The sequence below is a fragment of the Corallococcus sp. AB030 genome, assembly GCF_003668965.1.
Classification (GTDB): Bacteria; Myxococcota; Myxococcia; order Myxococcales; family Myxococcaceae; genus Corallococcus; species Corallococcus exiguus.
The window spans coordinates 26,541-47,367 of the sequence record NZ_RAWQ01000055.1 but is presented as its reverse complement, the minus strand read 5'-3'; the positions used below and the strand labels follow the sequence as shown (position 1 = coordinate 47,367).

19 protein-coding genes are annotated in these 20,827 nt (G+C 69.7%); 16 read left to right on the top strand and 3 right to left on the bottom strand.

The window, feature by feature from the left end; all coding sequences use genetic code 11:
* From D7Y15_RS15765 to D7Y15_RS15745, 5 genes are all read left to right on the top strand, one after another.
* A partial coding sequence (locus tag D7Y15_RS15765; protein ID WP_199745930.1) for a DNA-processing protein DprA occupies positions 1-465 on the top strand: 465 nt, incomplete at its 5' end.
* A gap of 23 nt (positions 466-488) precedes the next feature.
* Positions 489-3,086: a type I DNA topoisomerase gene (gene topA, locus D7Y15_RS15760; RefSeq protein WP_121753101.1), complete on the top strand. Its 2,598-nt coding sequence runs from the start codon at positions 489-491 to the stop codon at positions 3,084-3,086.
* A 163-nt stretch (positions 3,087-3,249) separates the two neighbouring features.
* Positions 3,250-4,005, top strand: a complete 756-nt coding sequence (locus tag D7Y15_RS15755; RefSeq protein ID WP_120575584.1) for a MotA/TolQ/ExbB proton channel family protein — start codon at positions 3,250-3,252, stop codon at positions 4,003-4,005.
* A 25-nt stretch (positions 4,006-4,030) separates the two neighbouring features.
* Entirely contained in the window at positions 4,031-4,555 is a 525-nt protein-coding gene (locus tag D7Y15_RS15750; RefSeq protein ID WP_121753100.1) for a biopolymer transporter ExbD, read from the top strand.
* Positions 4,556-4,557: 2 nt separating this feature from the next.
* Positions 4,558-5,136: a biopolymer transporter ExbD gene (locus D7Y15_RS15745; protein WP_120575586.1), complete on the top strand. Its 579-nt coding sequence runs from the start codon at positions 4,558-4,560 to the stop codon at positions 5,134-5,136.
* A 62-nt stretch (positions 5,137-5,198) separates the two neighbouring features.
* Here D7Y15_RS15745 and D7Y15_RS15740 read toward each other — a convergent pair whose 3' ends face one another.
* Positions 5,199-5,591 (bottom strand): TraR/DksA C4-type zinc finger protein, encoded by a 393-nt coding sequence (locus tag D7Y15_RS15740; protein WP_120575587.1) that lies wholly within the window; start codon positions 5,589-5,591, stop codon positions 5,199-5,201.
* A gap of 228 nt (positions 5,592-5,819) precedes the next feature.
* Between D7Y15_RS15740 and trmFO the strand changes: the two genes are divergently transcribed.
* The 11 genes from trmFO (at position 5,820) to D7Y15_RS15685 (ending at position 19,923) form a co-directional block, all read left to right on the top strand.
* Positions 5,820-7,184, top strand: a complete 1,365-nt coding sequence (gene trmFO, locus D7Y15_RS15735) for a methylenetetrahydrofolate--tRNA-(uracil(54)-C(5))-methyltransferase (FADH(2)-oxidizing) TrmFO (protein WP_121753099.1) — start codon at positions 5,820-5,822, stop codon at positions 7,182-7,184.
* Entirely contained in the window at positions 7,181-8,800 is a 1,620-nt protein-coding gene (locus tag D7Y15_RS15730; protein ID WP_121753098.1) for a PD40 domain-containing protein, read from the top strand. The genes trmFO and D7Y15_RS15730 overlap by 4 nt, the downstream gene beginning before the upstream one ends.
* Before the next feature lie 103 nt (positions 8,801-8,903).
* On the top strand, positions 8,904-11,174 hold the full coding sequence (locus D7Y15_RS15725) for a kinesin (RefSeq protein ID WP_121753097.1): 2,271 nt from the start codon (positions 8,904-8,906) through the stop codon (positions 11,172-11,174).
* Positions 11,175-11,238: 64 nt separating this feature from the next.
* Positions 11,239-12,141 carry a tyrosine recombinase XerC gene (locus D7Y15_RS15720; RefSeq protein WP_120575591.1) on the top strand — a complete coding sequence of 301 codons (903 nt, stop codon included), beginning with the start codon at positions 11,239-11,241 and terminating at the stop codon, positions 12,139-12,141.
* 24 nt (positions 12,142-12,165) lie between these two features.
* Entirely contained in the window at positions 12,166-12,555 is a 390-nt protein-coding gene (locus D7Y15_RS15715; protein WP_233596748.1) for a DUF1801 domain-containing protein, read from the top strand.
* Positions 12,556-12,635: 80 nt separating this feature from the next.
* Entirely contained in the window at positions 12,636-13,163 is a 528-nt protein-coding gene (gene hslV, locus D7Y15_RS15710; RefSeq protein ID WP_120575592.1) for an ATP-dependent protease subunit HslV, read from the top strand.
* A 12-nt stretch (positions 13,164-13,175) separates the two neighbouring features.
* Positions 13,176-14,573 carry an ATP-dependent protease ATPase subunit HslU gene (hslU, locus tag D7Y15_RS15705; RefSeq protein ID WP_120575593.1) on the top strand — a complete coding sequence of 466 codons (1,398 nt, stop codon included), beginning with the start codon at positions 13,176-13,178 and terminating at the stop codon, positions 14,571-14,573.
* A gap of 59 nt (positions 14,574-14,632) precedes the next feature.
* A complete protein-coding gene (locus D7Y15_RS15700) occupies positions 14,633-15,859 on the top strand; it encodes an aspartate aminotransferase family protein (RefSeq protein WP_120575594.1) in 1,227 nt (408 codons plus the stop codon).
* A gap of 92 nt (positions 15,860-15,951) precedes the next feature.
* The gene (locus D7Y15_RS15695) at positions 15,952-17,277 is read left to right on the top strand and encodes a tetratricopeptide repeat protein (RefSeq protein WP_120575595.1); all 1,326 of its coding nucleotides are present in this window, start codon (positions 15,952-15,954) and stop codon (positions 17,275-17,277) included.
* An 18-nt stretch (positions 17,278-17,295) separates the two neighbouring features.
* Complete coding sequence (gene dnaK / locus D7Y15_RS15690; RefSeq protein WP_121753096.1) at positions 17,296-19,143, top strand: molecular chaperone DnaK; 1,848 nt, start codon at positions 17,296-17,298, stop codon at positions 19,141-19,143.
* A gap of 3 nt (positions 19,144-19,146) precedes the next feature.
* Positions 19,147-19,923 carry a tetratricopeptide repeat protein gene (locus D7Y15_RS15685; RefSeq protein ID WP_121753095.1) on the top strand — a complete coding sequence of 259 codons (777 nt, stop codon included), beginning with the start codon at positions 19,147-19,149 and terminating at the stop codon, positions 19,921-19,923.
* An 18-nt stretch (positions 19,924-19,941) separates the two neighbouring features.
* Here D7Y15_RS15685 and D7Y15_RS15680 read toward each other — a convergent pair whose 3' ends face one another.
* On the bottom strand, positions 19,942-20,424 hold the full coding sequence (locus tag D7Y15_RS15680; protein ID WP_120575598.1) for a MaoC family dehydratase N-terminal domain-containing protein: 483 nt from the start codon (positions 20,422-20,424) through the stop codon (positions 19,942-19,944).
* A 2-nt stretch (positions 20,425-20,426) separates the two neighbouring features.
* Positions 20,427-20,822, bottom strand: a complete 396-nt coding sequence (locus D7Y15_RS15675; RefSeq protein ID WP_120596265.1) for a MaoC/PaaZ C-terminal domain-containing protein — start codon at positions 20,820-20,822, stop codon at positions 20,427-20,429.
* Between the last annotated feature and the right edge of the window lie 5 nt (positions 20,823-20,827).

Sequence of the window (20,827 nt, the reverse complement as noted above, 5' to 3'; positions counted from 1 at the left end):
ACCTTCCCCCGGCGCAACCGGCTCATCGCTGGCGCGTCGGATGCGGTGCTGGTGATGCGGGCGGGAGAGGGGTCCGGGGCCCTGTACACGGCGGAGGCGGCGCGGGTGCAGGGCCGGCCGGTGTTCGCCCTGCCCGGGGACGTCTGGCAGCCGGCCGCGGCGGGCTGCAACGCCCTGCTGGCGGACGGGCTGGCCCGCGCATGTACGTCCGCGGAATCGATTTGTGCGGTGGTGGGCGTTCACCCGGTCCGCGCGGTGCCTGCGGGGCGGGACAGTGGGTGGTGGGAGGCGCTGTCGGCGGAAGCGCGCGGGGCCTATGGGCTGTTGGACCGGGCTCCCCGTTCGTTCGACGAGGTGCTCGCCGCAAGCCCGCTGTCGCCCGCGGCGCTCACGAGCGCCCTGGTGGAGTTGGAATTGTCGGGGCTGGTGGTCCAGCACCCGGGTAAACGGTACGAGAAGGTCTAGAGGCAGTTCGAGGTAGGAGAGCCATGGCCACGCGGAAGAAGACACAGGCGGCGCAGACGGAGGCGGCGGCGGAGGAGGAGACGCCCAAGAAGGCGGCTGCGAAGAAGCCGGCGGCCAAGAAGGCCGCCAAGAAGAAGACGGCGGCGAAGAAGACGACCGCCAAGAAGAAGACGGCGGCCCGTCGCCGTGGCGCGGACGCCGAAGAGCTTCCCACCGTGGACGCGGACGCGGACGCCGAAGAGGAAGTGCCCGAGCGCCGTGGCAAGGGCCCGCACTACCTGGTGGTGGTGGAGTCGCCCGCCAAGGCCAAGACGATCAAGAAGTACCTGGGCTCCGGCTACACGGTGAAGGCCTCCGTGGGGCACGTGAAGGACCTGCCCAAGAGCAAGATTGGCGTCGACGTGGAGGACGACTTCAAGCCCGAGTACACGGTCATCAAGGGCAAGGAGAAGGTCCTCAACGAGCTGAAGAAGATGGCCAAGACGGTGGACCGCGTCTTCCTGGCGACGGACCCCGACCGCGAGGGCGAGGCCATCGCCTGGCACATCAAGGAGGAGCTGGGCCACCCGGACTCCCTGCGGGTGACCTTCAACGAGATCACCAAGCGCGCCGTGCAGGAAGCCATCGCGCAGCCGCGCCAGCTCAACCAGGACAACTACGACTCGCAGCAGACGCGCCGCATCCTGGACCGGCTCGTCGGCTATCAAATCTCGCCGCTGCTCTGGAAGAAGATCCGCCGGGGCCTGTCCGCCGGCCGCGTGCAGTCCGTGGCGGTGCGCCTCATCGTCGAGCGCGAGGCGGAGATCAAGGCGTTCCAGCCCGAGGAGTACTGGACGCTGGACGCGCTGGTGCAGGGCCCGCAGGGGCCGCCGCCCTTCAAGGCGAAGCTGTCCCGCGTGGACGGCAAGAAGGTGGAGCTGAAGGACCGCGCCACCACGGACGGGCTCGTCGCGGAGCTGAAGGACGTGCCCTTCACCGTGGCGAAGGTGGACCGCAAGGAGCGGCGCCGCAACGCGCCCGCGCCCTTCATCACCTCCAAGCTCCAGCAGGAGGCGGCGAACCGGCTGCACTTCACCGCCAAGAAGACGATGACGCTGGCGCAGAAGCTGTACGAAGGCGTGCCGCTGGGTGAGGAGGGCCAGACGGCGCTCATCACGTACATGCGTACGGACTCCACGCGTCTGTCCGACGACGCCGTGACGCAGGTGCGCGAGTTCATTGGCCAGAAGTACGGCGCGGACTACCTGCCGCCGGAGCCCATGGTCTACAAGAGCCGCAAGAGCGCCCAGGACGCGCACGAGGCCATCCGGCCCACGTCCCTGGAGTATCCGCCCGAGCGCGTGCGTCCCTTCTTCGACGCCATGGACGAGCTGGACATGTTCCGGCTCTACGAGCTCATCTGGAACCGCTTCGTCGCGTGCCAGATGAAGCCCGCCGTGTATGACCAGACGGCCGCGGACATCACCGCGGGCCGCGCGACCTTCCGCGCGTCCGGCAGCACCCTGAAGTTCCCCGGCTACCTGGGCGTCTACGGCGCCGGCCTCACGCCGGAAGAGGAGTCCGAGCGCGACAAGGCCAAGGCCGCCGGTGAAGAGGGCGCCGAGGACGTGGTGGGCGAGCTGCCCCCGCTCAACGAGGGCGAGGTCCTCTCGCTGGACAAGCTGCTCAACGAACAGCACTTCACCCAGCCGCCTCCGCGCTTCAGCGAAGCGACGCTGGTGAAGGAGCTGGAAGAGCGCGGCATCGGGCGTCCGTCCACGTACGCGGCCATCCTCTCCAACATCCAGGACAAGAAGTACGTGGAGAAGCTGGAGAGCCGCTTCCGTCCCACGGACCTGGGCCAGATGACCAACGAGCTCCTGGTGAAGCACTTCCCCCATGAGCTGGACGTGTCGTTCACGGCCAGCATGGAGGAGAAGCTGGACCAGATCTCCGACGGCGGCGCGTCCTGGAAGACGGTGCTGCACGACTTCTACGGCCCCTTCAAGGAGACGCTGGAGAAGGCCGAAGCGGAGATGCGCGACGTCAAGCGCGAGGAGATCAAGACCGACATCGCCTGCGAGAAGTGCGGCAACCCGTTCGTCATCAAGTTCGGGAAGATGGGCCACTTCCTCGCCTGCTCGAACTACCCCGACTGCAAGAACACCAAGGACTTCAAGCGGGACGCCGAGGGCAAGATCGTCATCGTGGAGGAGGAGACCACGGACGAGAAGTGCGAGAAGTGCGGCAAGCCCATGGTGATCAAACGCGGCCGGTTCGGGCGCTTCATGGCGTGCTCGGGCTACCCGGACTGCAAGACGTCCAAGCCCATCTCCATTGGCGTCAACTGCCCGGAGTGCAAGGTGGGTTACCTCACCGAGCGCCGCAGCGGCCGCGGGAAGATCTTCTTCGGCTGCAACCGGTATCCGGAGTGCAAGTTCGCCGCGTGGGACCGTCCGCTGGCGGAAGCCTGCCCGCAGTGCGCGTCGCCCTACCTCCTGCAGAAGTTCTCCAAGCGGGACGGCGCCTACATCGCCTGCCCGAACAAGGAATGCGACTACCGCCGCGAGGTGGTGGAGCCAGCCATTCCGGGGGCTTCCACGGAGGCAGCGCCTGCTCCCACGCCCACCGTGGAAGCCTGAGCGCAAAAGCCCAGTCATTCCAGGGGGGTAGGCTCTGCCCCCTGGCTTGACACCCTCGCAGGCGAAGTCCTAGAAGTCCGGATTGCTCCCGGCCCACCAGCATGCCTCCTGCCCGTTTCGCGGCAGGAGTGCGCGCGGGGGCAGCGAAAGGACGCGGTCCGCGATGATTCCCTCCATGAATGAGTTGCTGCGTGTGGTGGTGGCCGAGGCCGCTCCCGCCGCGGCGGGCCATGCCTCTTCGGGAGGCCTGGGGGACTTCATCGTCGGCGCGTTCAAGGCCGGCGGCCCGTTCATGTTCGTGAACCTGTTCTGGCTGGCCGCCTCGCTGGCCGTGATTGGCGAGCGCGCGGTGACGCTGCTCTTCCGCTACCGCCTCAACGCGACGGCGTTCATCGAGCAGGTCCACAAGATGGTCCGCAGCGGCAACCTGGACCGCGCGGTGAAGTTCTGCGGCATGGCGCCGCGCTCGCCCCTGGCCCGCGTCATCCGCGCGGGGCTCATCAACGCGAACCGGGGTGAGCTGGAAGTGGCCAAGGCGGTGGAGGAGGCGCTGGCGGAGTACACGCCGCACGTGTCGCGCCGGGTGCAGTGGCTGTGGTCGCTCGCGAACATCGCGACGCTGGTGGGCCTGGTCGGCACCATCGTGGGCCTCATCGGCACCTTCCGCGCGCTGGGCAACGTGCCGGCGGAGCAGAAGCAGGCGCTGCTCTCCAACGGCATCTCGGAGGCCATGTACAACACCGGCTTCGGGCTCTCCATCGCGGTGCTCTGCATCGTGTCGCACCTGTTCTTCAGCAACTACTCCAAGAACATGGTGGAGCTGGTGGAGCTCAACGCGCTGAAGCTGGAGAACCTCCTGTCGCGCCGGGGCTCGCTGGAAGTCATCCCTTCGGACTCCGACGTCCGCGCCGCGTCTTGAGCCGCCGAAAGGCACCGGACACGCCATGGCGTTCCACTACTCGCGCCGAAAGCTGAAGCCGAGGGAAGAGGAGGAGGCGGGCGAGCTGAACATCGTCCCGTACCTCGACATCCTCATGAACCTCATCATCTTCATGCTGCTGTCGATTACCGGCCTCACCGCCTTTGGCGCGCTCAACGTGAACGCGCCCAGCTACGGCGCCACCGCGGGGGCGGGAGGGGACGCGGACGCGCCCAAGCTGAACCTGTCCGTGCTCATCTCCCAGAAGGGCCTCTTCATCCGAGGCGACAGCCCGGACGCCGCGCCCGCGGAGGGTGGGGCGCCCTCGGTGCCGCTGCGCGCGGATGGCACGCACGACTTCGCCGCGTTGAACGCGCGGATGGTGAAGCTCAAGGCCGCCTTCCCGAAGGAGACGAAGGTCATCGTCGCGGCGGATCCGGACATCCCCTATGACGCGCTGATCCAGACGATGGACGCCCTGCGTGAGACGACGGGCACCGTCGCCGAGCGCAAGCTGCTCTTCCCCGACGTCACCCTGGGCGTCCTCTAGCCATGTCCGAGACCGCGCCCCTGTCCGCCGAAGAAGCCGACCAGCTCGCGCGCATGCGCTACCGCCGGGCCCTCGCGCGCAAGAAGCGCAAGGAGCGCGAGGCCGCCAGCGAGGTGAAGGAGCTCAACATCACCGCGATGATGGACATGATGACCATCATCCTGGTGTTCCTCCTGAAGTCCTTCGCGTCGTCCTCCGCGGCCATCACCGCGTCCGAGGACGTGCGGCCGCCGGTGTCCTCCACGCGCGCCACGCCCAAGGACACGGTGGCCATCACCATCACCCCCAAGAACATCATGGTGGGGGACAAAGAGGTGGTGCGGCTGGAGAACGGCCGCATCCCGGCGAACCAGCTCCAGGGCGAGCGCCTGGTGCTCGGGTTGGACGCGCAGCTGAAGAAGGAAGTGCAGAAGCTCAAGTACATCGAGGAGCGCAACCCGGCGGCGCCCTTCACGCACGAGCTGTCGGTCATCGCGGACAAGATGGTCCCGTATGACCTGCTGCTCACGGTGCTCTACACGGCGGGCGTGAACGAGCTGCAGAACTACCGCTTCATCGTGCTCCAGCGCGACGCGGAGTAGCCGCCGGACACTCGACTCCCCCGCGCGGGATGGACGCACGGGGGAGCGCTCGGACGGCTTCGCTAGAGGGACAGGCTGCCCACGTGGCGCGCGGCCTCCCGCGTCTCCTGCTCGTGCACGGCGGCGTCTTCCTCACAGCGGATGGCGAAGGGCATGGCCTCCAGCCGGTCCAACGAGATTTCGTTGCCGCAGTCCACGCACTCGCCGAACACGTCGTTCTCCATGCGGCTCAACGCGGCGTCGATGAGCATGATCTCCCGGCGCTGCGCTTCGATGAGCGTGGAGAGCGTGTAGTCCGCCAGCTCCGCTTGCGCCTGTTCCTCGTACTCGGGATCACGCTCCTGATCCTTCAGGGCGGCCAGCTCCCGGCGGGCCCCCGCCTGGGCGGTCTCGGTCGTCCTGCGACGCTCCTGCAACAGGCCCCGGATCTTCAACAAGTCGTTGGCTCGGCTCATGGCTGCGTCACTCCCATCCCAGATTCGAGGTTGTAGGGCGCTCGCTCGGACGCTTCCCGTCCCGAGCGAAGACCGCGAGAAACCTAGGGTTGGATCCCAGGTGGGGAAACCTCACCTCCCATTCCGCACGCATGGTGGGACGTGGGGCAGGCGGGCGGACGTGAAAGGGCGTGGCCTCTCTGCTAACAGGGCCCTTTGGGGTCCCGGTGCGGGGGCCCGGAGGCATGCATGTCGGACGCGAAGCAGCAGCGGGTGACGGTGATTGGTGGCGGCCTGGCGGGGACGGAGTGCGCGTATCAGCTGGCGCGGCGTGGCGTGCCGGTGGTGCTGCGCGAGATGAAGCCGCACAAGCGCTCCCCGGCGCACAAGTCGGACACGCTCGCGGAGCTGGTGTGCAGCAACTCGCTGCGCTCGGACAACCCGGAGAGCGCCATTGGCCTGCTGCACGCGGAGCTGCGCGCGCTGGGTTCGCTGGTGCTCTCCAGCGCGGACCTGCACCGCGTGCCCGCGGGCGACGCGCTGGCGGTGGAGCGCGAGGGCTTCTCGCGCGAAATCACCACCCGGCTGGTGTCCGGCGCGGGCGTGGAGATTGTCGGCGGCGAGGTGGAGAGGCTTCCGGAGGACGGCGTGGTGGTGGTGGCCACGGGGCCGCTGACGTCGGAGGCGCTCACGGTGGACCTGGAGCGCCACGTGGGCACGAAGCTCTACTTCTACGACTCCATCGCGCCCATCCTGTCGGGAGACTCCATCGACATGGACATCGCGTTCCGCCAGAGCCGCTACGGCAAGGGCGGCGGGGATGACTACCTCAACCTCCCCATGACGAAGGACGAGTACTACCGCTTCGTGACCGAGGTGAAGGCGGGCCAGAAGGTGGTGCCGCACAGCTTCGAGGAACCGAAGTACTTCGAAGGGTGTCTGCCCATCGAGGTGATGGCGGAGCGAGGCGACGAAACGCTGGCCTACGGGCCCATGAAGCCCGTGGGCTTGAAGGACCCTCGCACGGGGACGGACCCGTACGCGGTGGTGCAGTTGCGCATGGAGGACCGGGCGGGCACGGCGTGGAACATGGTGGGCTTCCAGACGCGTCTGACCTGGGGTGAACAGAAGCGCATCTTCAGCACGTGCATCCCGGGCCTCCAGAATGCGGAGTTCCTGCGGATGGGGCAGATCCACCGCAACACGTTCATCGACTCGCCCCGCCTGCTGGCGGAGGACCTGTCGTTGAAGACGGAGCGGCGGGTGTTCTTCGCGGGACAGGTGACGGGCGTGGAGGGCTACGTGGAGAGCGCGGCGTGCGGCTACATGGTGGCGCTGGCGGTGCACGCGCGGCTGACGGGCACCGCGTTCGTGCCGCCACCGGCCACGACGGCGTTGGGGTCGCTGTACCGGCACCTCACCGGGGAAGCGCACCCGCCGGATCACCCGCACCAGCCCACCAACGTCATCTACGGCCTGTTCCCGCCGCTGTCCGGGCGGATGAAGAAGGCGGACAAGCGCGCGGCCTACTCGGCGCGGGCGAAGCAGGACCTGGCGGCCTGGCTGCCACTCGCGGGCGTTGTCGCCCAGACGGAAGGACAGACGAGCGCATGATGCGAACCGGGATGGTGGGCCTGTTGGCCCTGCTGGCGGTGTCGGGGTGCAAGAAGGGCGAGGACAACGCCGCGCCCTCCCAGCGCAGCGCCGCGCAGGGGGACACGGTCCGCAGCGCGGCGAAGGGCAGCGCGGTGGTGGGCGGGCAGGGGCAGTTGCTCGCGGCGGGACGCGCGGCGGATCTGCGCCTGTCTCCGGACGGGCAGTTCGCCACGTTCCTGCTCAACGGGCAGAAGCCCCGGCTGGATGGCATTCCGCCGCAGATGCTGGTGGGCTCGCTGCACGTCGTGCCGACGGCGGGCGGGAAGTCGCGCGCGCTGGGCGACGGCGTGACGAACGTGCCGGGCAGCCTGCTGTTCTCCCAGGACTCGAAGCACCTGCTGTACGTGACGGGCTACAACCCGGCCTCGCAGTCCGGCGAGTTGAACGTGCTGTCGCTCACGGACGCGGGCGCGGAGCCGGTGAAGCTGGGCACGGCGGTGAGCTACCTGCTGCCGTCCCCGGACGGCGTGAGCGTGGCCTTCGTGGACGCGGGCACGCTGAAGCTGGGCAAGCTTCCGCAGGGGCCGTTCCAGGACGTGGCGGGCGAGGTGAGCACCGCGCAGTTCACCCCGGACGGCAAGACGCTGCTCTTCAAGCGCCGGCTGTCAGCGGCGGGCGGGCTGGCGGCGGTGACGGTGGGCTCCACGGAAGCGCCGCGCAAGCTGGCGGATCAGGTGGGCGACTACCAGGTGTCCTCCGACGGCAAGCACGTGGCCTACCAGGTGCGCAGCGAGGCCGTGCGCGGGATGTATGACCTGTTCCTCGCGGACGTGCCCGCGCTGAAGGGCACGAAGCTGGCCACGGGGACGAAGGCGTTCGGCTTCTCGCCGGATGGCCAGTGGCTGGCGCGCACGGAGAACGGCAAGCCGGAGCAGCTGGGCGACCTGCACGTGGGCCCGGCGTCCGGAGGCGCGGGGCGCAAGGTGGGTGAGGCGGTGGAGGAGATGGCGTTCGCGCCGGACTCCAAGGCGGTGGCCTTCCTGGAGAAGTATGATCAGCCGTCGCGCGCGGGCGCCCTGGGCGTGGCGTCGCTGCCGGACGGCGCGCCCAAGCGCGTGGGGGACCGGGTGCCCAACTTCGTGTGGGGCTCGGACAGCCGCTACGTGGCGTTCCTGTCGCGCTTCGTGAAGCCGGTGTTCTCCGTGGACCTGATGCTGTACGCGCTGGGCCAGGAGAAGGCGGAGAAGGTGCAGCCGGGCGTGTTCGGCTACGGCTTCGCGCCGAACAACAGCGCGGTGGTGTTCCGCACCAACTGCATCCGCAACGGCCGCGCGTGCGACTTCAAGGCCGTGGACCTGAACGAGAAGCAGGCCGAGGCGAAGACGTGGATGCAGGGCATCTTCAGCTACAAGATCTCCGAGGACGGTGCCCGCGTGCTCGCGACGTACGCGCGCATGGACGCGGACACCTACGACGTGGCCGTCTACGACGTGAAGTCGGGGGCGCGGAAGACGCTAGACCAGGGCGTGCAGGTGCCCGTGTACTTCGCGGGCAAGGATGACGCGCGAGCCGTCTACATCATCGGCCAGGGGCAGAATCCCGGCGTCTACAGCGCCGTCGCCACCGCGCAGTAGCGGGTGACCCAGGGCAGGGAGGCCGCCGGGGCCTTCCTGCCTGGGCGCGACCTGATGTTGAGGCGTGCACACCCGGACAGGGTGTGCTGTCTTCTCGCGCCGAATGGCACAGCTCGTCTATCGCCGCTATGGCGGCTCGCTCCAGGTCGACATCCCCGATTTCAACACCCTCACCGAGGCGGTGAGGATCCCCGCGACGCAATGGATGGCGCTCGCGTGCCCCATGGAGGGCATCGCGTGTGATCCGCGCTTCCTGACGCTGATGGACGCGGACGGCAACCGCCGCATCCGCGTGGAGGAACTGCGCGGCGCGGTGGATTGGACGGCGGCGCGGCTGACGGACCGCAAGGGCGCGGACGCGGGCAGCGACGTGCTGGAGCTTTCGGCGCTCTCCGATACGGCATCCAACCTCAAGGGCGCGGCGGAGCTGGTGCTGCGCACGCTCAACGCGCCGGATACCACGCGCCTGTCGCTGGAGCAGCTGCGCACCAGTGACAAGGCGCTGCGCGACGCGGGCAAGAACGGCGACGGCCTCATCGCGCCGGTGTCGCTGCCGGAGCGACTGCGGCCCCTGGCCCAGTCCATCATCGCGGCGTTCCCGCAGGTGACGAACCGCGCGGGCCTGGCGGGCGTGGACGTGGGCCTGGTGAAGCGCTTCCGGGACGAGCGCACGGCCCTGCTCGCGCACCTGGGCGGCCGGGATGCCGTGTTCACTTGGGGCACGGCGAGCCTGGAGCAGGCGAAGCGCGTGCACGATGTGGCGCCGCTGCTGGACGGCTACTTCGTGCAGTGCCGGCTGGTGGCCGCGCAGCCGGAGGCCGCCGCCAGCCTGCGCCTGCGCGCGGACCGGGTGGAGGGTGCGCTGGGTGACCTGGGCGCCATGGGCAAGGCCGCGAACGAGCTGCCCATCGCGCCCCCAGACCCGAGCGGCGTGCTGGTGTGGGCGCGGCTGTACCGCGGCGCCGGCTACGAGAAGCTGGAAGCCTTCCACCAGGAGGTGGCGACGCCGCTGCTGGGCGACGGCGTGAAGCTGACGGACACGGCCTGGCGCGAGCTGTCCTCGAAGGCGGAGGCCATCCTCGGCTGGCAGGCGAAGCGCGACGCGAGCCCCCTGCACGCGGTGGCGGACACGCTGGGCACGGTGTCGGATGAGGAACTGGACGCGCTGGAGGCGGTGAGCCGCGAGGACCTGTCGCTCAAGCCCACGCTGGACGTCATCGCGGAGCTGGAGCGGCTGGTGCTGTACCAGCGCTGGCTGCTGCAGTTCGCCAACAACTTCATCAGCATGCCCAACCTGTACCTGCCCAAGCGGCGGGCGCTGATGGAGCGGGGCACGCTCATCCTGGCGGGGCGCAAGTACACGCTGTCCGTGCTGGTGACGGACCGCGCGGCGCACGCGGCGCTGACGGGGCAGGGGACCACCTGCATCCTCTACGTGAAGGTGCTGCCCCGCGACGGCGCGGACGGCTACGAGGTGGCGGTGCCCGTCACCGCCGGCCGCAGCACGGAGCTCGTCGTGGGCAAGCGTGGCGTGTTCTACGACGTGGACGGCAAGGAGAGCGACGCCATCGTCACGCAGGTCATCCGCCAGCCCGTGTCGCTCTGGGAGTCGATGACCATGCCGTTCATGCGCATCGGCGCGTTCATCACCAGCAAGGTGGAGGGGCTGGCCGCGTCCGGGGAGAAGGACTTCGATTCATCGCTGGAGTCCGGCTACAAGCAGACGGTGACCGCGCCTCCACCCACGGCGGCTCCAGCCCCGGCGGCCGCTGCGCCCGCGGCGGCTCCCTCGGGAGGCGGCATCGCGGGGGTGCTCGCGGCGGGCGGCATCGCGTTCGCGGCGCTGGGCTCTTCGCTGGCGTTCATCCTCACGCAGGTGAAGTCGCTCACGCTGGTGGACGTCATCACCGCGGCGACCATCCTGGCCATCGTGGTGATGGCGCCCGCGGGCTTGCTCGGGTGGCTGAAGCTGCGCCGGCGCAACCTGGCGCTGCTGCTGGAGGGCTCCGGTTGGGCGCTCAACGACCGGCTGATGCTCACGCGCGGCGTGGCGACGCTCATCACCCGCAAGCCGAAGCTGCCGAGCAACGCGCGCGTGGACCACGCGGACCTGGTGCGCGGGGCGCTGCGCCACACTCAGGACGACGACGAGACCGAGAGCATGTCGGTGGGGGCCCGCATCGGGCTCACGCTGGTCATCCTCTTCGTGCTGGGCTGGCAGGTGCGCGTGCCCGTCACGGAGTGGCTGTGCACGTACCACTGGCTGTCCGAGGACGCCTGCCGCGTGCTCTTGCCCAAGCTGGTGCCCACCGAGCTGCCAGCGGGGGCCATTCCCGTGGTGCCAGTCGCCCCCGCTCCGGCGCCCGCGAAGTAGGGCGGGGCTCGCGGACCGACACGAATCTTGCGAGGCTCGGGGAGGCCCCTAGGCTTCCCCGACCATGTCGACCCTGTCCCCGCTGCTGGAGCAGTTCAAGGTCCACCTCGAAGGCGAGAAGGGCGCGTCCCCTCACACGGTGCGCAACTACCTCATCGACCTGGTGGACTATGAGCGCTACCTCGTGGAGCGGATGAAGCTGTCACTGCTCGCGGGCACGCACGCGGCCATCCGCGGCTACCTGGGCACGCTCGCGGTGGACCACGCACCGTCGAGCCGCGCGCGGCGGCTGGCCAGCATCAAGTCGTTCTACAAGTACCTGGTGCGCCAGAAGCTGCTGTCCGCCAGCCCCGCGAAGCTGGTGAAGAGCCCCAAGCTGCCGAAGTCGCTGCCCAAGGTGCTGCCGGTGGAGGAGGTGTTCGCCATCCTCGACATGCCGGACGTGAAGACGGTGCTGGGGCTTCGCGACAAGGCCATCCTGGAGATGCTCTACGGCGGCGGCCTGCGCATCAGCGAGCTGTGCGGCCTGGACCTGCTGGGCGTGGAGCGCAGCAGCCGAATCGTCCGGGTGATGGGCAAGGGCAGCAAGGAGCGGCTGGTGCCGCTCAACGCGAAGGCCATCCGGTCCCTGGAGGCATACCTCGCGCGGCGCGGCGAGCTGCTGGCCGAGGTGCGCGAGGGCCAGGATCCGGATGCGCTCTTCCTCAACTTCAAGGGCGGCCGGCTGACGGCTCGGAGCATCGCGAGGCACCTGGACGCGTACGTGCTCAAGCTGGCCCTGGCGCGCAAGGTGAGCCCGCACGCGATGCGCCACTCGTTCGCCACGCACCTGCTGGGCGGTGGCGCGGACATCCGCAGCATCCAGGAGCTGCTGGGCCACGCAAGCCTGTCCACCACGCAGAAGTACACCCACGTGACCTTCGAACAGCTGCAAGAGGTCTACGACTCCGCGCACCCACGCGCGTGACGCAGCGGAAGGAAGGAGCCGGAGATGGCGAACCGGGGCGGCGAAGTCGAACAGTTCATGGCGGAGCTCGAGCACCCGCTGAAGGCTGAGATCGAAGTCGTGCGCGCGGCCATCCTGGCCTCCGACGCCAGCATCACCGAGCGCATCAAGTGGAAGGCCCCCAGCTTCGTCCACTCGGGTGATGACCGCGTGACGTTCCGCCTGGCCCCCAAGGGCATCTTCCAGGTCATCCTCCACCGGGGCGCGAAGGTGAAGGACGTGGCGGGCTTCGCCTTCGAGGACGGCTCCGGGCTGGTGGAGTGGCTGGCGAAGGACCGGGGTGTGGTGACGCTGCCGGACGCGAAGACGGTGAAAGCGAAGAAGGCCGCCCTGGTAAAGCTGGTGGGCCGCTGGATGAAAGCGACCGCGACCTGAGCGCCTTCGCAGGGTGAGGGAGCGGACAGCCGCGCGGTTTTTGTGGGTCGCGGCCGGGTGGTCTTGTTAAACCCCCAGTCATGTTCCACGGAACCACCATCCTCTGCGTCCGTCGCGACGGGAAGGTCGTCATCGCGGGCGACGGCCAGGTCAGCCTCGACAAGACCATCATGAAGAACACGGCGCGCAAGGTGCGCAAGCTCGGCGAGGGGCAGGTGCTCGCCGGCTTCGCGGGCAGCACCGCGGACGCCTTCACCCTCTTCGAGCGCTTCGAGGCCAAGCTCAAGGAGCACCAGAAGAACCTGGCCCGCGCCTGCGTGGAGCTGGGCAAGGACTGGCGCACCGACCGCTTCCTCCGCCGCCTGGAAGCGCTGCTCATCGTCGCGGACAAGGAGAAGACCTTCATCCTGTCCGGCGCCGGCGACGTCATTGAACCGGACCACGGCATCGCCGCCGTGGGCAGCGGGGGCCACTACGCCCTGGCCGCCGCGCGCGCCCTCCAGGCGCACTCGCCGCTGTCCGCCCGCGACATCTGCACGCAGGCCATGGCCATCGCCGCGGACATCTGCGTCTACACCAACGCCAACGTCACCTACGAAGAGCTCTGAGAGGACCGCCCCGTGGCCGAGTCGCGCAAGTTGTCCGCCTTCACGCCTCGCGAGGTCGTCAGCGAGCTGGACCGTTACATCGTCGGGCAGAACGACGCCAAGCGCGCCGTCGCCATCGCGCTGCGCAACAGGTGGCGCCGCCAGCAGGTGACGGACGACCTGCGGGATGAAATCTACCCGAAGAACATCATCATGATCGGCCCCACCGGCGTGGGGAAGACGGAGATCGCCCGCCGCCTGGCGAAGCTGTCCCAGGCCCCCTTCGTCAAGGTGGAGGCCAGCAAGTTCACCGAAGTGGGCTACGTGGGCCGCGACGTCGAGTCGATGATCCGCGACCTCGTCGAGGCCGCCATCGCGCTGGTCCGCGAGGAGGAGACGGAGAAGGTCAAGCCGCGCGCGGAGGAGCTGGCGGAGGACCGGCTGATGGAGCTCATCAAGAACGGCGGGCAGACGCGCACGCCGTCCTCTCCGCCGTTCGGCTTCTCGCCTCCTCCGACCCCCGCGCCCTCGCCGCTGGGCGAGAACGAGCGGGAGAAGCTGCGCGCCCAGCTGCGCGCCGGCACGCTGGATGATCAGACCGTGGAGGTGGAGACGAACGAGAGCTCCCCCACGTTCATGCGCAACTTCAGCGGCCAGGGCATGGAGGAGATTGGCGTCAACCTCCAGGACCTGTTCAAGAACATGCCGGGCATGAAGAACACCCGGAAGCGCAAGCTGCGCGTGCCGGAGGCGCTCCAGGTGCTGCGCGCGGAAGAGGCGCAGAAGCTGGTGGATCCGGACCGCGTCCAGCGCGAGGCCGTGGCGCGCGCCGAGTCCAGCGGCATCGTCTTCATCGACGAAATCGACAAGATCGCCAGCCGCGAGGGCGGCAAGGGCGGCGGGGGCCCGGACGTCTCGCGCGAGGGCGTGCAGCGCGACATCCTCCCCATCGTGGAGGGCTCGGCCGTCAACACCAAGTACGGTCAGGTGAAGACGGACCACATGCTCTTCATCGCCGCGGGCGCCTTCCACGTCTCCAAGCCGGCGGACCTCATCCCGGAGCTCCAGGGCCGCTTCCCCATCCGCGTGGAGCTGGAGCCGCTGTCCGGCGACGACCTGGTGCGAATTCTTCGCGAGCCGAAGAACTCGCTCTTGCGCCAGTACACCGCGCTGCTCGCCACGGAGGGCGTGCGGCTGTCCTTCACGGACGACGCGGTGGCGGAGCTCGCCCGCATCGCCCAGCAGGCCAACGAGCGCACGCAGAACATCGGCGCCCGGCGGCTGCACACCGTGCTGGAGCGCTTGCTGGACGACGTGTCGTTCACCGCCAGCGAAATGGGACCTCGCGATTTCCAGGTGGACGCCGCTTATGTGCGCGAGCGCCTGGCCGCCATCGTCCAGGACGAGGACTTGTCGCGCTACATCCTCTAGCGCGCTAGGGTCCGCCGCGTCGCCACACCGCGTCGTCAGGAAGAGAGAGGTACACCCCCTTGCAAACGCCGCCGTCCCCAGCATCCGCCCCTGGTAACGAGAACCTCATCCAGAAGGCGAAGCAGCACCTGCTGCAGAACTACAAGCAGCAACCCATTGCCCTGGTGCGCGGGCAGGGGACGCGGGTGTGGGACGCGGATGGCAAGGAGTACCTGGATTGCATTGGCGGCATCGCCGTATGCGCCCTGGGCCACTGCCACCCGGAGGTGGTCGCGGCGGCCAAGGCGCAGCTGGACACGTTGTGGCACGTCTCCAACGTCTTCTACTCGCAGCCGCAGATCGACCTGGCCGCGCAGCTCACCGAGTGGGCGGGCCTGCCGCGCGCGTTCTTCTGCAATTCCGGCGCGGAGGCCAACGAGGCCCTCATCAAGCTGACCCGCAAGGTGATGAAGGACCGGGGACAGCCCGAGCGCTTCGAGATCCTCACCTTCGAGAAGAGCTTCCACGGCCGCACGCTGGCCACCGTCACCGCCACCGGCCAGCCGAAGTACCACGCAGGCTTCGAGCCGCTGCCCCAGGGCTTCCGGCACCTGCCGTTCGGCGACCTGGAGGCGGTGCGCCGCGCCGTGGGGCCGTCCACCGCCGCCATCCTGGTGGAGCCCATCCAGGGCGAGGGCGGGGTGCGCATGGCGCCCCCGGGCTATTTCCAGGGCCTGCGCGCCCTCTGTGACGAGAAGGGCCTGCTCCTGCTCGTGGACGAGGTCCAGACGGGCATGGGCCGCACCGGCCAGCCCTTCGGCTTCATGCACCACGGCATCCGGCCGGACGCCATCAGCATCGCCAAGGCGCTGGGCAACGGGCTGCCCATGGGCGCCATGCTCTGCCGCGAGGAGCTGGCGGTCAGCCTCTCCGCGGGCACCCACGGCTCCACCTTCGGCGGCAACCTGGTGTCCGCCGCCGCGGGCAACGTGGTGCTGCGCCTGATGCGTCAGCCCGGATTCCTGGAAGAGGTGCAGGCCAAGGGGGAGTACTTCCTCGCTGGCGCACGCGCGCTCCAGGCCGCGCTGCCGGAAGGCCGCATCAAGGCCGTGCGCGGGCAGGGGCTGCTCTTGGGCGTGGAGCTGGACCGGGAGGTCGCCCCCGTCATCGCGAAGCTGCGCGATGCCGGGATGCTGGTGAACTCCGCCGGGGACGTGACGCTCCGGTTCGCCCCGCCCCTCATCATCACCCGGAACGAACTGGACGAAGCGCTGGGCATCCTCCAGCGTGTCCTCCCCACGCTGTAGAAGGGGGAGCGGTTTGGCGGTGCCGGGAGGTTTGACGCCCTGCTTCCCGGACACCTACACTTGGGGATTCGCCAGCCTGCGGAACTGACACCTTGAGCGCGCCCATCCCCATCGTCGGCCTGGGGGGCAGGACCGACCACATCGCCACGGTGCCCCACCTGGACCCGGCCCGTATCCAGCTCAGCCCCGAGGAGGGCTCCGTGCTGGCATTGGTGGGCCGCGTCGAACGCATCGACGCCGTGCTGTCCCGCTCCTCGCTGGGCGAGGCACGCACCATCGCCGTGCTGCTGGCGCTGCGCGCCAAGGGGGCCATCGTGCCCGCCCGGGTGGTGCAGCGCGCCCCGTCCGCCGCCCCGGCGGTGGATGCCTCCATGGCGGAGGAGGTGGACCTGGATCCCGACCAGAAGCGCGACATCATCGAGATGGAGCGCTCGCTGGAGAGGATGGACCACCACGCGGTGCTGGGCGTGGCCCGGGGCGCGAGTCCCCAGGAGGTGAAGCAGGCGTATTACAACGCGTCCCGCCGCTTCCACCCGGACCGCTACTTCGGCAAGAACCTGGGCAGCTTCCGCGCCCGGCTGGAGCGCATCTTCAAGCGCCTCACGGACGCCCACAACGCCCTCAGCCGCCAGGAGCCGACGCGCGCCCCCGACGCGCCCCCGGCCCCGGCCGCTCGCGTCCCGACGACGCCTCCGCCGGCCGCCGCGCCCCCGCGGACGGTGTCCGGCAGCAACTTCGCGGCGATGATGCCCCCCTCCGTTTCGGGGGCGCGCCCGCCCTCGGGGTCGTTCTCCACGGTGCCGCCTCCCGCCGCCTCGCCCCCGGACGACGCGGAGTCCGAGGCCCGCCGCGCCGAGCGCCAGGCCCGCTTCGCTCGCCACCCGTACATGGCGCGCAGCCACAAGCTCACGGAGCTCATCGCCCGGGGCAGGGCGGCCACCGCGCGCGGGGACTTCGAGCGGGCCTACCAGGACTTCAACCACGTGCTGGGCCTGGACCCGAAGAACCGCGAGGTCGCGCAGCTGCTGGTGGAGGCGCGCCGCAAGCACGACCTGACGCGCGCGCAGGCGGAGGTGGAGCGCGGCCAGGAGCTGGAGATGCGCGGCGACTTCGCCGGGGCGCAGGCGGCCTACCGGCTGGCCGTGTCGCTCAACGGAGACAACCCGGAGGCGGCCTTCCAGGCGGCGCGCGTGGGCCGGGAGCTGGCGCAGGATGCGCAAGAGGTGATGAAGCTCGCGCAGCGCGCGGTGGAGCTGAAGCCGGGGCGCGCGGACTACCAGCTGCTGCTGGCCCACGTGCTCCTGGTGGCGGGGCAGAAGAAGCAGGCCAAGCACCACTTCGAGGAGGTCGTGCGCCTGGACCCCGACAACGCCGACGCTCGCGCCGCCCTCAAGAAGCTGCGCTGGACGTTCACGTGATGAGGTGCATGCGTCCCCATGGCTGCTGAGCCCGAACCGCTGATTGGCATCGACCTGGGGACGACGAACAGCCTCGTCGCCACGGTGCAGGACGGTCAGCCCATCATCATCAAGAACCGCACCGGCCAGCCCCTCACGCCGTCCGTGGTGGCGGTGTCGAAGAACGGCAAGCGCCTGGTGGGTGGCATCGCCAAGCGCCAGGCCATCACCAACCCGCAGGAGACGGTGTCCGCGGCCAAGCGCCTCATCGGCCGCAAGTACTCCTCGCACCCGGTGCAGGACGCGCTGCGCGCGCTCACGTACCAGGTGGTGTGCGGCGCGCACGACGATGTGCGCATCCGGCTGGCGGGCCGCGACCTCGCCGTGCCGGAGGTCAGCGCCATGATCCTGGCGGAGCTGAAGGCGGACGCGGAGGCGCACTTCGGCCGGCCCGTCACCCAGGCCGTCATCACCGTGCCGGCCTACTTCAACGACGGCCAGCGCCAGGCCACCAAGGACGCGGGCCGCATCGCGGGGCTGGACGTCCTGCGCATCATCAACGAGCCCACCGCGGCGGCGCTGGCCTACGGCTTCGGCCGCACGGTGAACGGGAAGATCGCCGTGCTGGACGTGGGCGGCGGCACCTTCGACGTGTCGGTGCTGGAGATCAACAACGGCATCTTCGACGTGGTGGCCACCGGCGGTGACACCTTCCTCGGCGGCGAGGACTGGGACCACCGCATCATCGAGTGGATGGTGTTCGGCTTCGCCAAGGAACACGGCATCGACCTGCGCAAGGACCGCATGGCGCTGCAGCGGCTGAAGGACGCCGCGGAGAAGGCGAAGGTGGAGCTGTCGTCGGTGAAGGAGGCGCAGGTGCACCTGCCCTTCATCTGCACGCCGCCGGGCGGAGGCGCCGCGCTGCACCTGCAGTCCACGCTCACCCGCGAGAAGCTGGAGGAGCTCACGGCGGACCTGGGCGAGCGCCTGGTGGGCATCACGTCGGAAGTCCTGGGCGAGGCGAAGGTGCGCCCCTCGGACCTGAAGGAGGTCATCCTCGTGGGGGGCATGTCGCGCATGCCCCGCATCGTGGAGCAGGTGCGCCAGTACTTCCGCCGCGAGCCCTGCAAGGGCGTGCACGCGGAGGAGGTCGTGGCCCTGGGCGCCGCCATCCAGGCGTACGCGCTGGTGGGCCAGCAGAGCGAATTGCTGCTGCTGGACGTCACGCCGCAGAGCATGGGCGTGGCCATCGCCGGCGGCTACGTGCGGCGGCTGATTCCTCGCAACACCACCGTGCCCACGTCCGCCACGGAGGTGTTCGCCACCTCCAAGGACTTCCAGCGCACGGTGAAGATCATGGTGCTCCAGGGCGAGCACGAGCTCGCGCACCACAACGAGCTGTTGGGCGAGTTCCTCCTCACCGGCCTGCGCGAGGCGCCGCGCGGACAGGTGGAGATTGAGGTGACGTTCGACATCAACGCGGAGGGCATCGTGTCCGTGTCCGCGCGCGACCGCGACACGGGCCTGCGCCAGTCCATCACCGTCACCGCCTCCAGCGGCCTGACGGAGGACGAGCTGCGCCGCATCATGGACGAGCAGCGCGACTGGCTGGTGGCGGCGCGCAACACCGAGGAGCTGAAGGCCAAGCGCGTGGAGCTGGAGATCCTGGCGCGCGACCTGGTGGACGCGCTCTCCCGCGTGCGGCTCATGCCCGGGGCCGGAGGCCTGTCGCCGGACGTCGTCGCCCGCGCGGAGGCCGCCCTGGATTCCGCGCGTCAGGCGCGCGGCGTGGAAGACGTGGGCGCGCTCACCCGGGCCTGCGAGGCCCTGTCCCAGAGCCTGCCGCTGTTGCGCTCGGCGGGCTCGCGCGGAACGCCGGGGAGGTAGGCGATGAACGCGCTCCGCGCCAAGGCGCTGGTCGAAGCCGGGTTGCTGCTGCGACTGAGTGGCGACATGGCCGGCGCGGAGAAGCTGTTCACCCGGGCCCTGGAGCTGGACCCGGGCAACGCGCGCGCGCGCCGGCTGCTGGGGCGGGACGGCCCGGTGGATCACGGCGGGGACACCGGCTGGAACCTGACGGGCCCGGATCAGGAGGCGGACTGGGGCGTCTGGGCCGGTCCCTCCGAGCCCGGCCCGGTGCAAGCCCCCTTGCGTGAATCCGTGAGCCTGCCCGAGGGCACGGGCGTGCGCGGCGACGCGTTGGACCTCATCGCGGAGGCGCACCGCACGCAGGAGTTCGGGCTGCCGGACACCTTCACTCCGGCGGGCGGGCTGCCGGAGGGCTCGGAGGTGGAGAGCCTGCTGCGGGGCGCGGAGGACCTGCTGGCGCTGGATGACCACTCCGGCGCGGTGGAGCTCCTGCGCCGGGCCCAGTTCCTGGCGCCGGAGAACCCGCGCGTGGAGGCGCTGCGCGACCGCAGCGAGCGCATCCTGGTGGCCATGCTGGAGGCGCGGCTGGGAGATTTGCACCGCATGCCGCGCGTGCGGTTGCAGCCGGACGACATCATCTGGCTCAACCTGGACCACCGCGCGGGCTTCGTGCTGGCGCAGATTGACGGCGCGGTGAGCTTCGACGACCTCTTCGCGCTGTCCGGCATGTCGCGCCTGGACACCGCGCGCATCCTCGCGCAGCTGCTCGACGAGGGCATCATCGCCCCCGGCGAGTAGGCGCACGGGGCATCCGCGTCACCCGGGGCGGATGACGGCCGTCCACACGCCGCGCACCACGGGCTCGCCCTTCGCGTTGCGCGTCTCCGTGGTGACGACGAGGAAGTCCATCCCGGCCTTGCGGTACAGCTCCGTGATTTCGCCCGTGGTGGTGAGCACGTCCCCCGGGCGCATCACGCCCAGGAACTCCAGCTCCTGCTCCCCGTGCACCAGCCGCACGCGGTCCACGCCCAGCTCCGGGTCCGCGATGGCGGCGCTGAAGGGGCGGATGGCGAACACCACCGCGAAGCTGGGGAAGGCGATGACGTCGCCGTACGGGCCCGCCTGGGCCGCCTCCTGCGAGTAGAGCAGGGGACTCACCTGCGCCGGGGGCTCGCCGAAGGTGCCCGCGGAGGGCACGGAGCCGCCGAGGATGAGGGAGAACTCGCGCAGCTTCTCCCGGCCAATCTCATAGGTGAAGGGGCCGTACGCACGGCCGACGAACTTGGGGTCCAGGGCCATGGCTATCCGAGCGAGGTTTCGACGACGGCGCCCCGGAGGACGGGCTCGCCGCGCTGGTTGGTGGCGGTGACTTCCGTGGTGAGCCGGCCGTCCGCGACGGCGGTGACGCGGCCCTGGAAGGTGACGGTGTCCTCTGGCAGCACCGGCCGGGAGAAGCGCACCCTCACCCGGCGCACCAGCCCCGGGTCTCCCACGAAGACGGCCACCGCCTCCACTGCCCAGCCCAGCGTGCAGAGCCCCTGGAGGATGACGCCGTTGAAGCCGGCCTGCCTGCCCACCTCCGGGTCGATGTGGATGGGGTTGTAGTCCCCGGAAGCGCCCGCGTAATACACCGGCCGCAGCCGGTCGCACTGGCGGACGTGCGTGAAGGTGTCTCCCACCTGGAACGTGCGTGCCATGAGGC

What these genes read in the sequence shown, in the direction of transcription:
- topA (WP_121753101.1), top strand. Translation starts at nt 489, where the DNA reads ATGGCCACGCGGAAGAAGACACAGGCGGCGCAGACGGAGGCGGCGGCG.
- D7Y15_RS15755 (WP_120575584.1), top strand. Translation starts at nt 3,250, where the DNA reads ATGATTCCCTCCATGAATGAGTTGCTGCGTGTGGTGGTGGCCGAGGCC.
- D7Y15_RS15750 (WP_121753100.1), top strand. Translation starts at nt 4,031, where the DNA reads ATGGCGTTCCACTACTCGCGCCGAAAGCTGAAGCCGAGGGAAGAGGAG.
- D7Y15_RS15745 (WP_120575586.1), top strand. Translation starts at nt 4,558, where the DNA reads ATGTCCGAGACCGCGCCCCTGTCCGCCGAAGAAGCCGACCAGCTCGCG.
- D7Y15_RS15740 (WP_120575587.1), bottom strand. Translation starts at nt 5,591, where the DNA reads ATGAGCCGAGCCAACGACTTGTTGAAGATCCGGGGCCTGTTGCAGGAG.
- trmFO (WP_121753099.1), top strand. Translation starts at nt 5,820, where the DNA reads ATGTCGGACGCGAAGCAGCAGCGGGTGACGGTGATTGGTGGCGGCCTG.
- D7Y15_RS15730 (WP_121753098.1), top strand. Translation starts at nt 7,181, where the DNA reads ATGATGCGAACCGGGATGGTGGGCCTGTTGGCCCTGCTGGCGGTGTCG.
- D7Y15_RS15725 (WP_121753097.1), top strand. Translation starts at nt 8,904, where the DNA reads ATGGCACAGCTCGTCTATCGCCGCTATGGCGGCTCGCTCCAGGTCGAC.
- D7Y15_RS15720 (WP_120575591.1), top strand. Translation starts at nt 11,239, where the DNA reads ATGTCGACCCTGTCCCCGCTGCTGGAGCAGTTCAAGGTCCACCTCGAA.
- D7Y15_RS15715 (WP_233596748.1), top strand. Translation starts at nt 12,166, where the DNA reads ATGGCGAACCGGGGCGGCGAAGTCGAACAGTTCATGGCGGAGCTCGAG.
- hslV (WP_120575592.1), top strand. Translation starts at nt 12,636, where the DNA reads ATGTTCCACGGAACCACCATCCTCTGCGTCCGTCGCGACGGGAAGGTC.
- dnaK (WP_121753096.1), top strand. Translation starts at nt 17,296, where the DNA reads ATGGCTGCTGAGCCCGAACCGCTGATTGGCATCGACCTGGGGACGACG.
- D7Y15_RS15685 (WP_121753095.1), top strand. Translation starts at nt 19,147, where the DNA reads ATGAACGCGCTCCGCGCCAAGGCGCTGGTCGAAGCCGGGTTGCTGCTG.
- D7Y15_RS15680 (WP_120575598.1), bottom strand. Translation starts at nt 20,424, where the DNA reads ATGGCCCTGGACCCCAAGTTCGTCGGCCGTGCGTACGGCCCCTTCACC.
- D7Y15_RS15675 (WP_120596265.1), bottom strand. Translation starts at nt 20,822, where the DNA reads ATGGCACGCACGTTCCAGGTGGGAGACACCTTCACGCACGTCCGCCAG.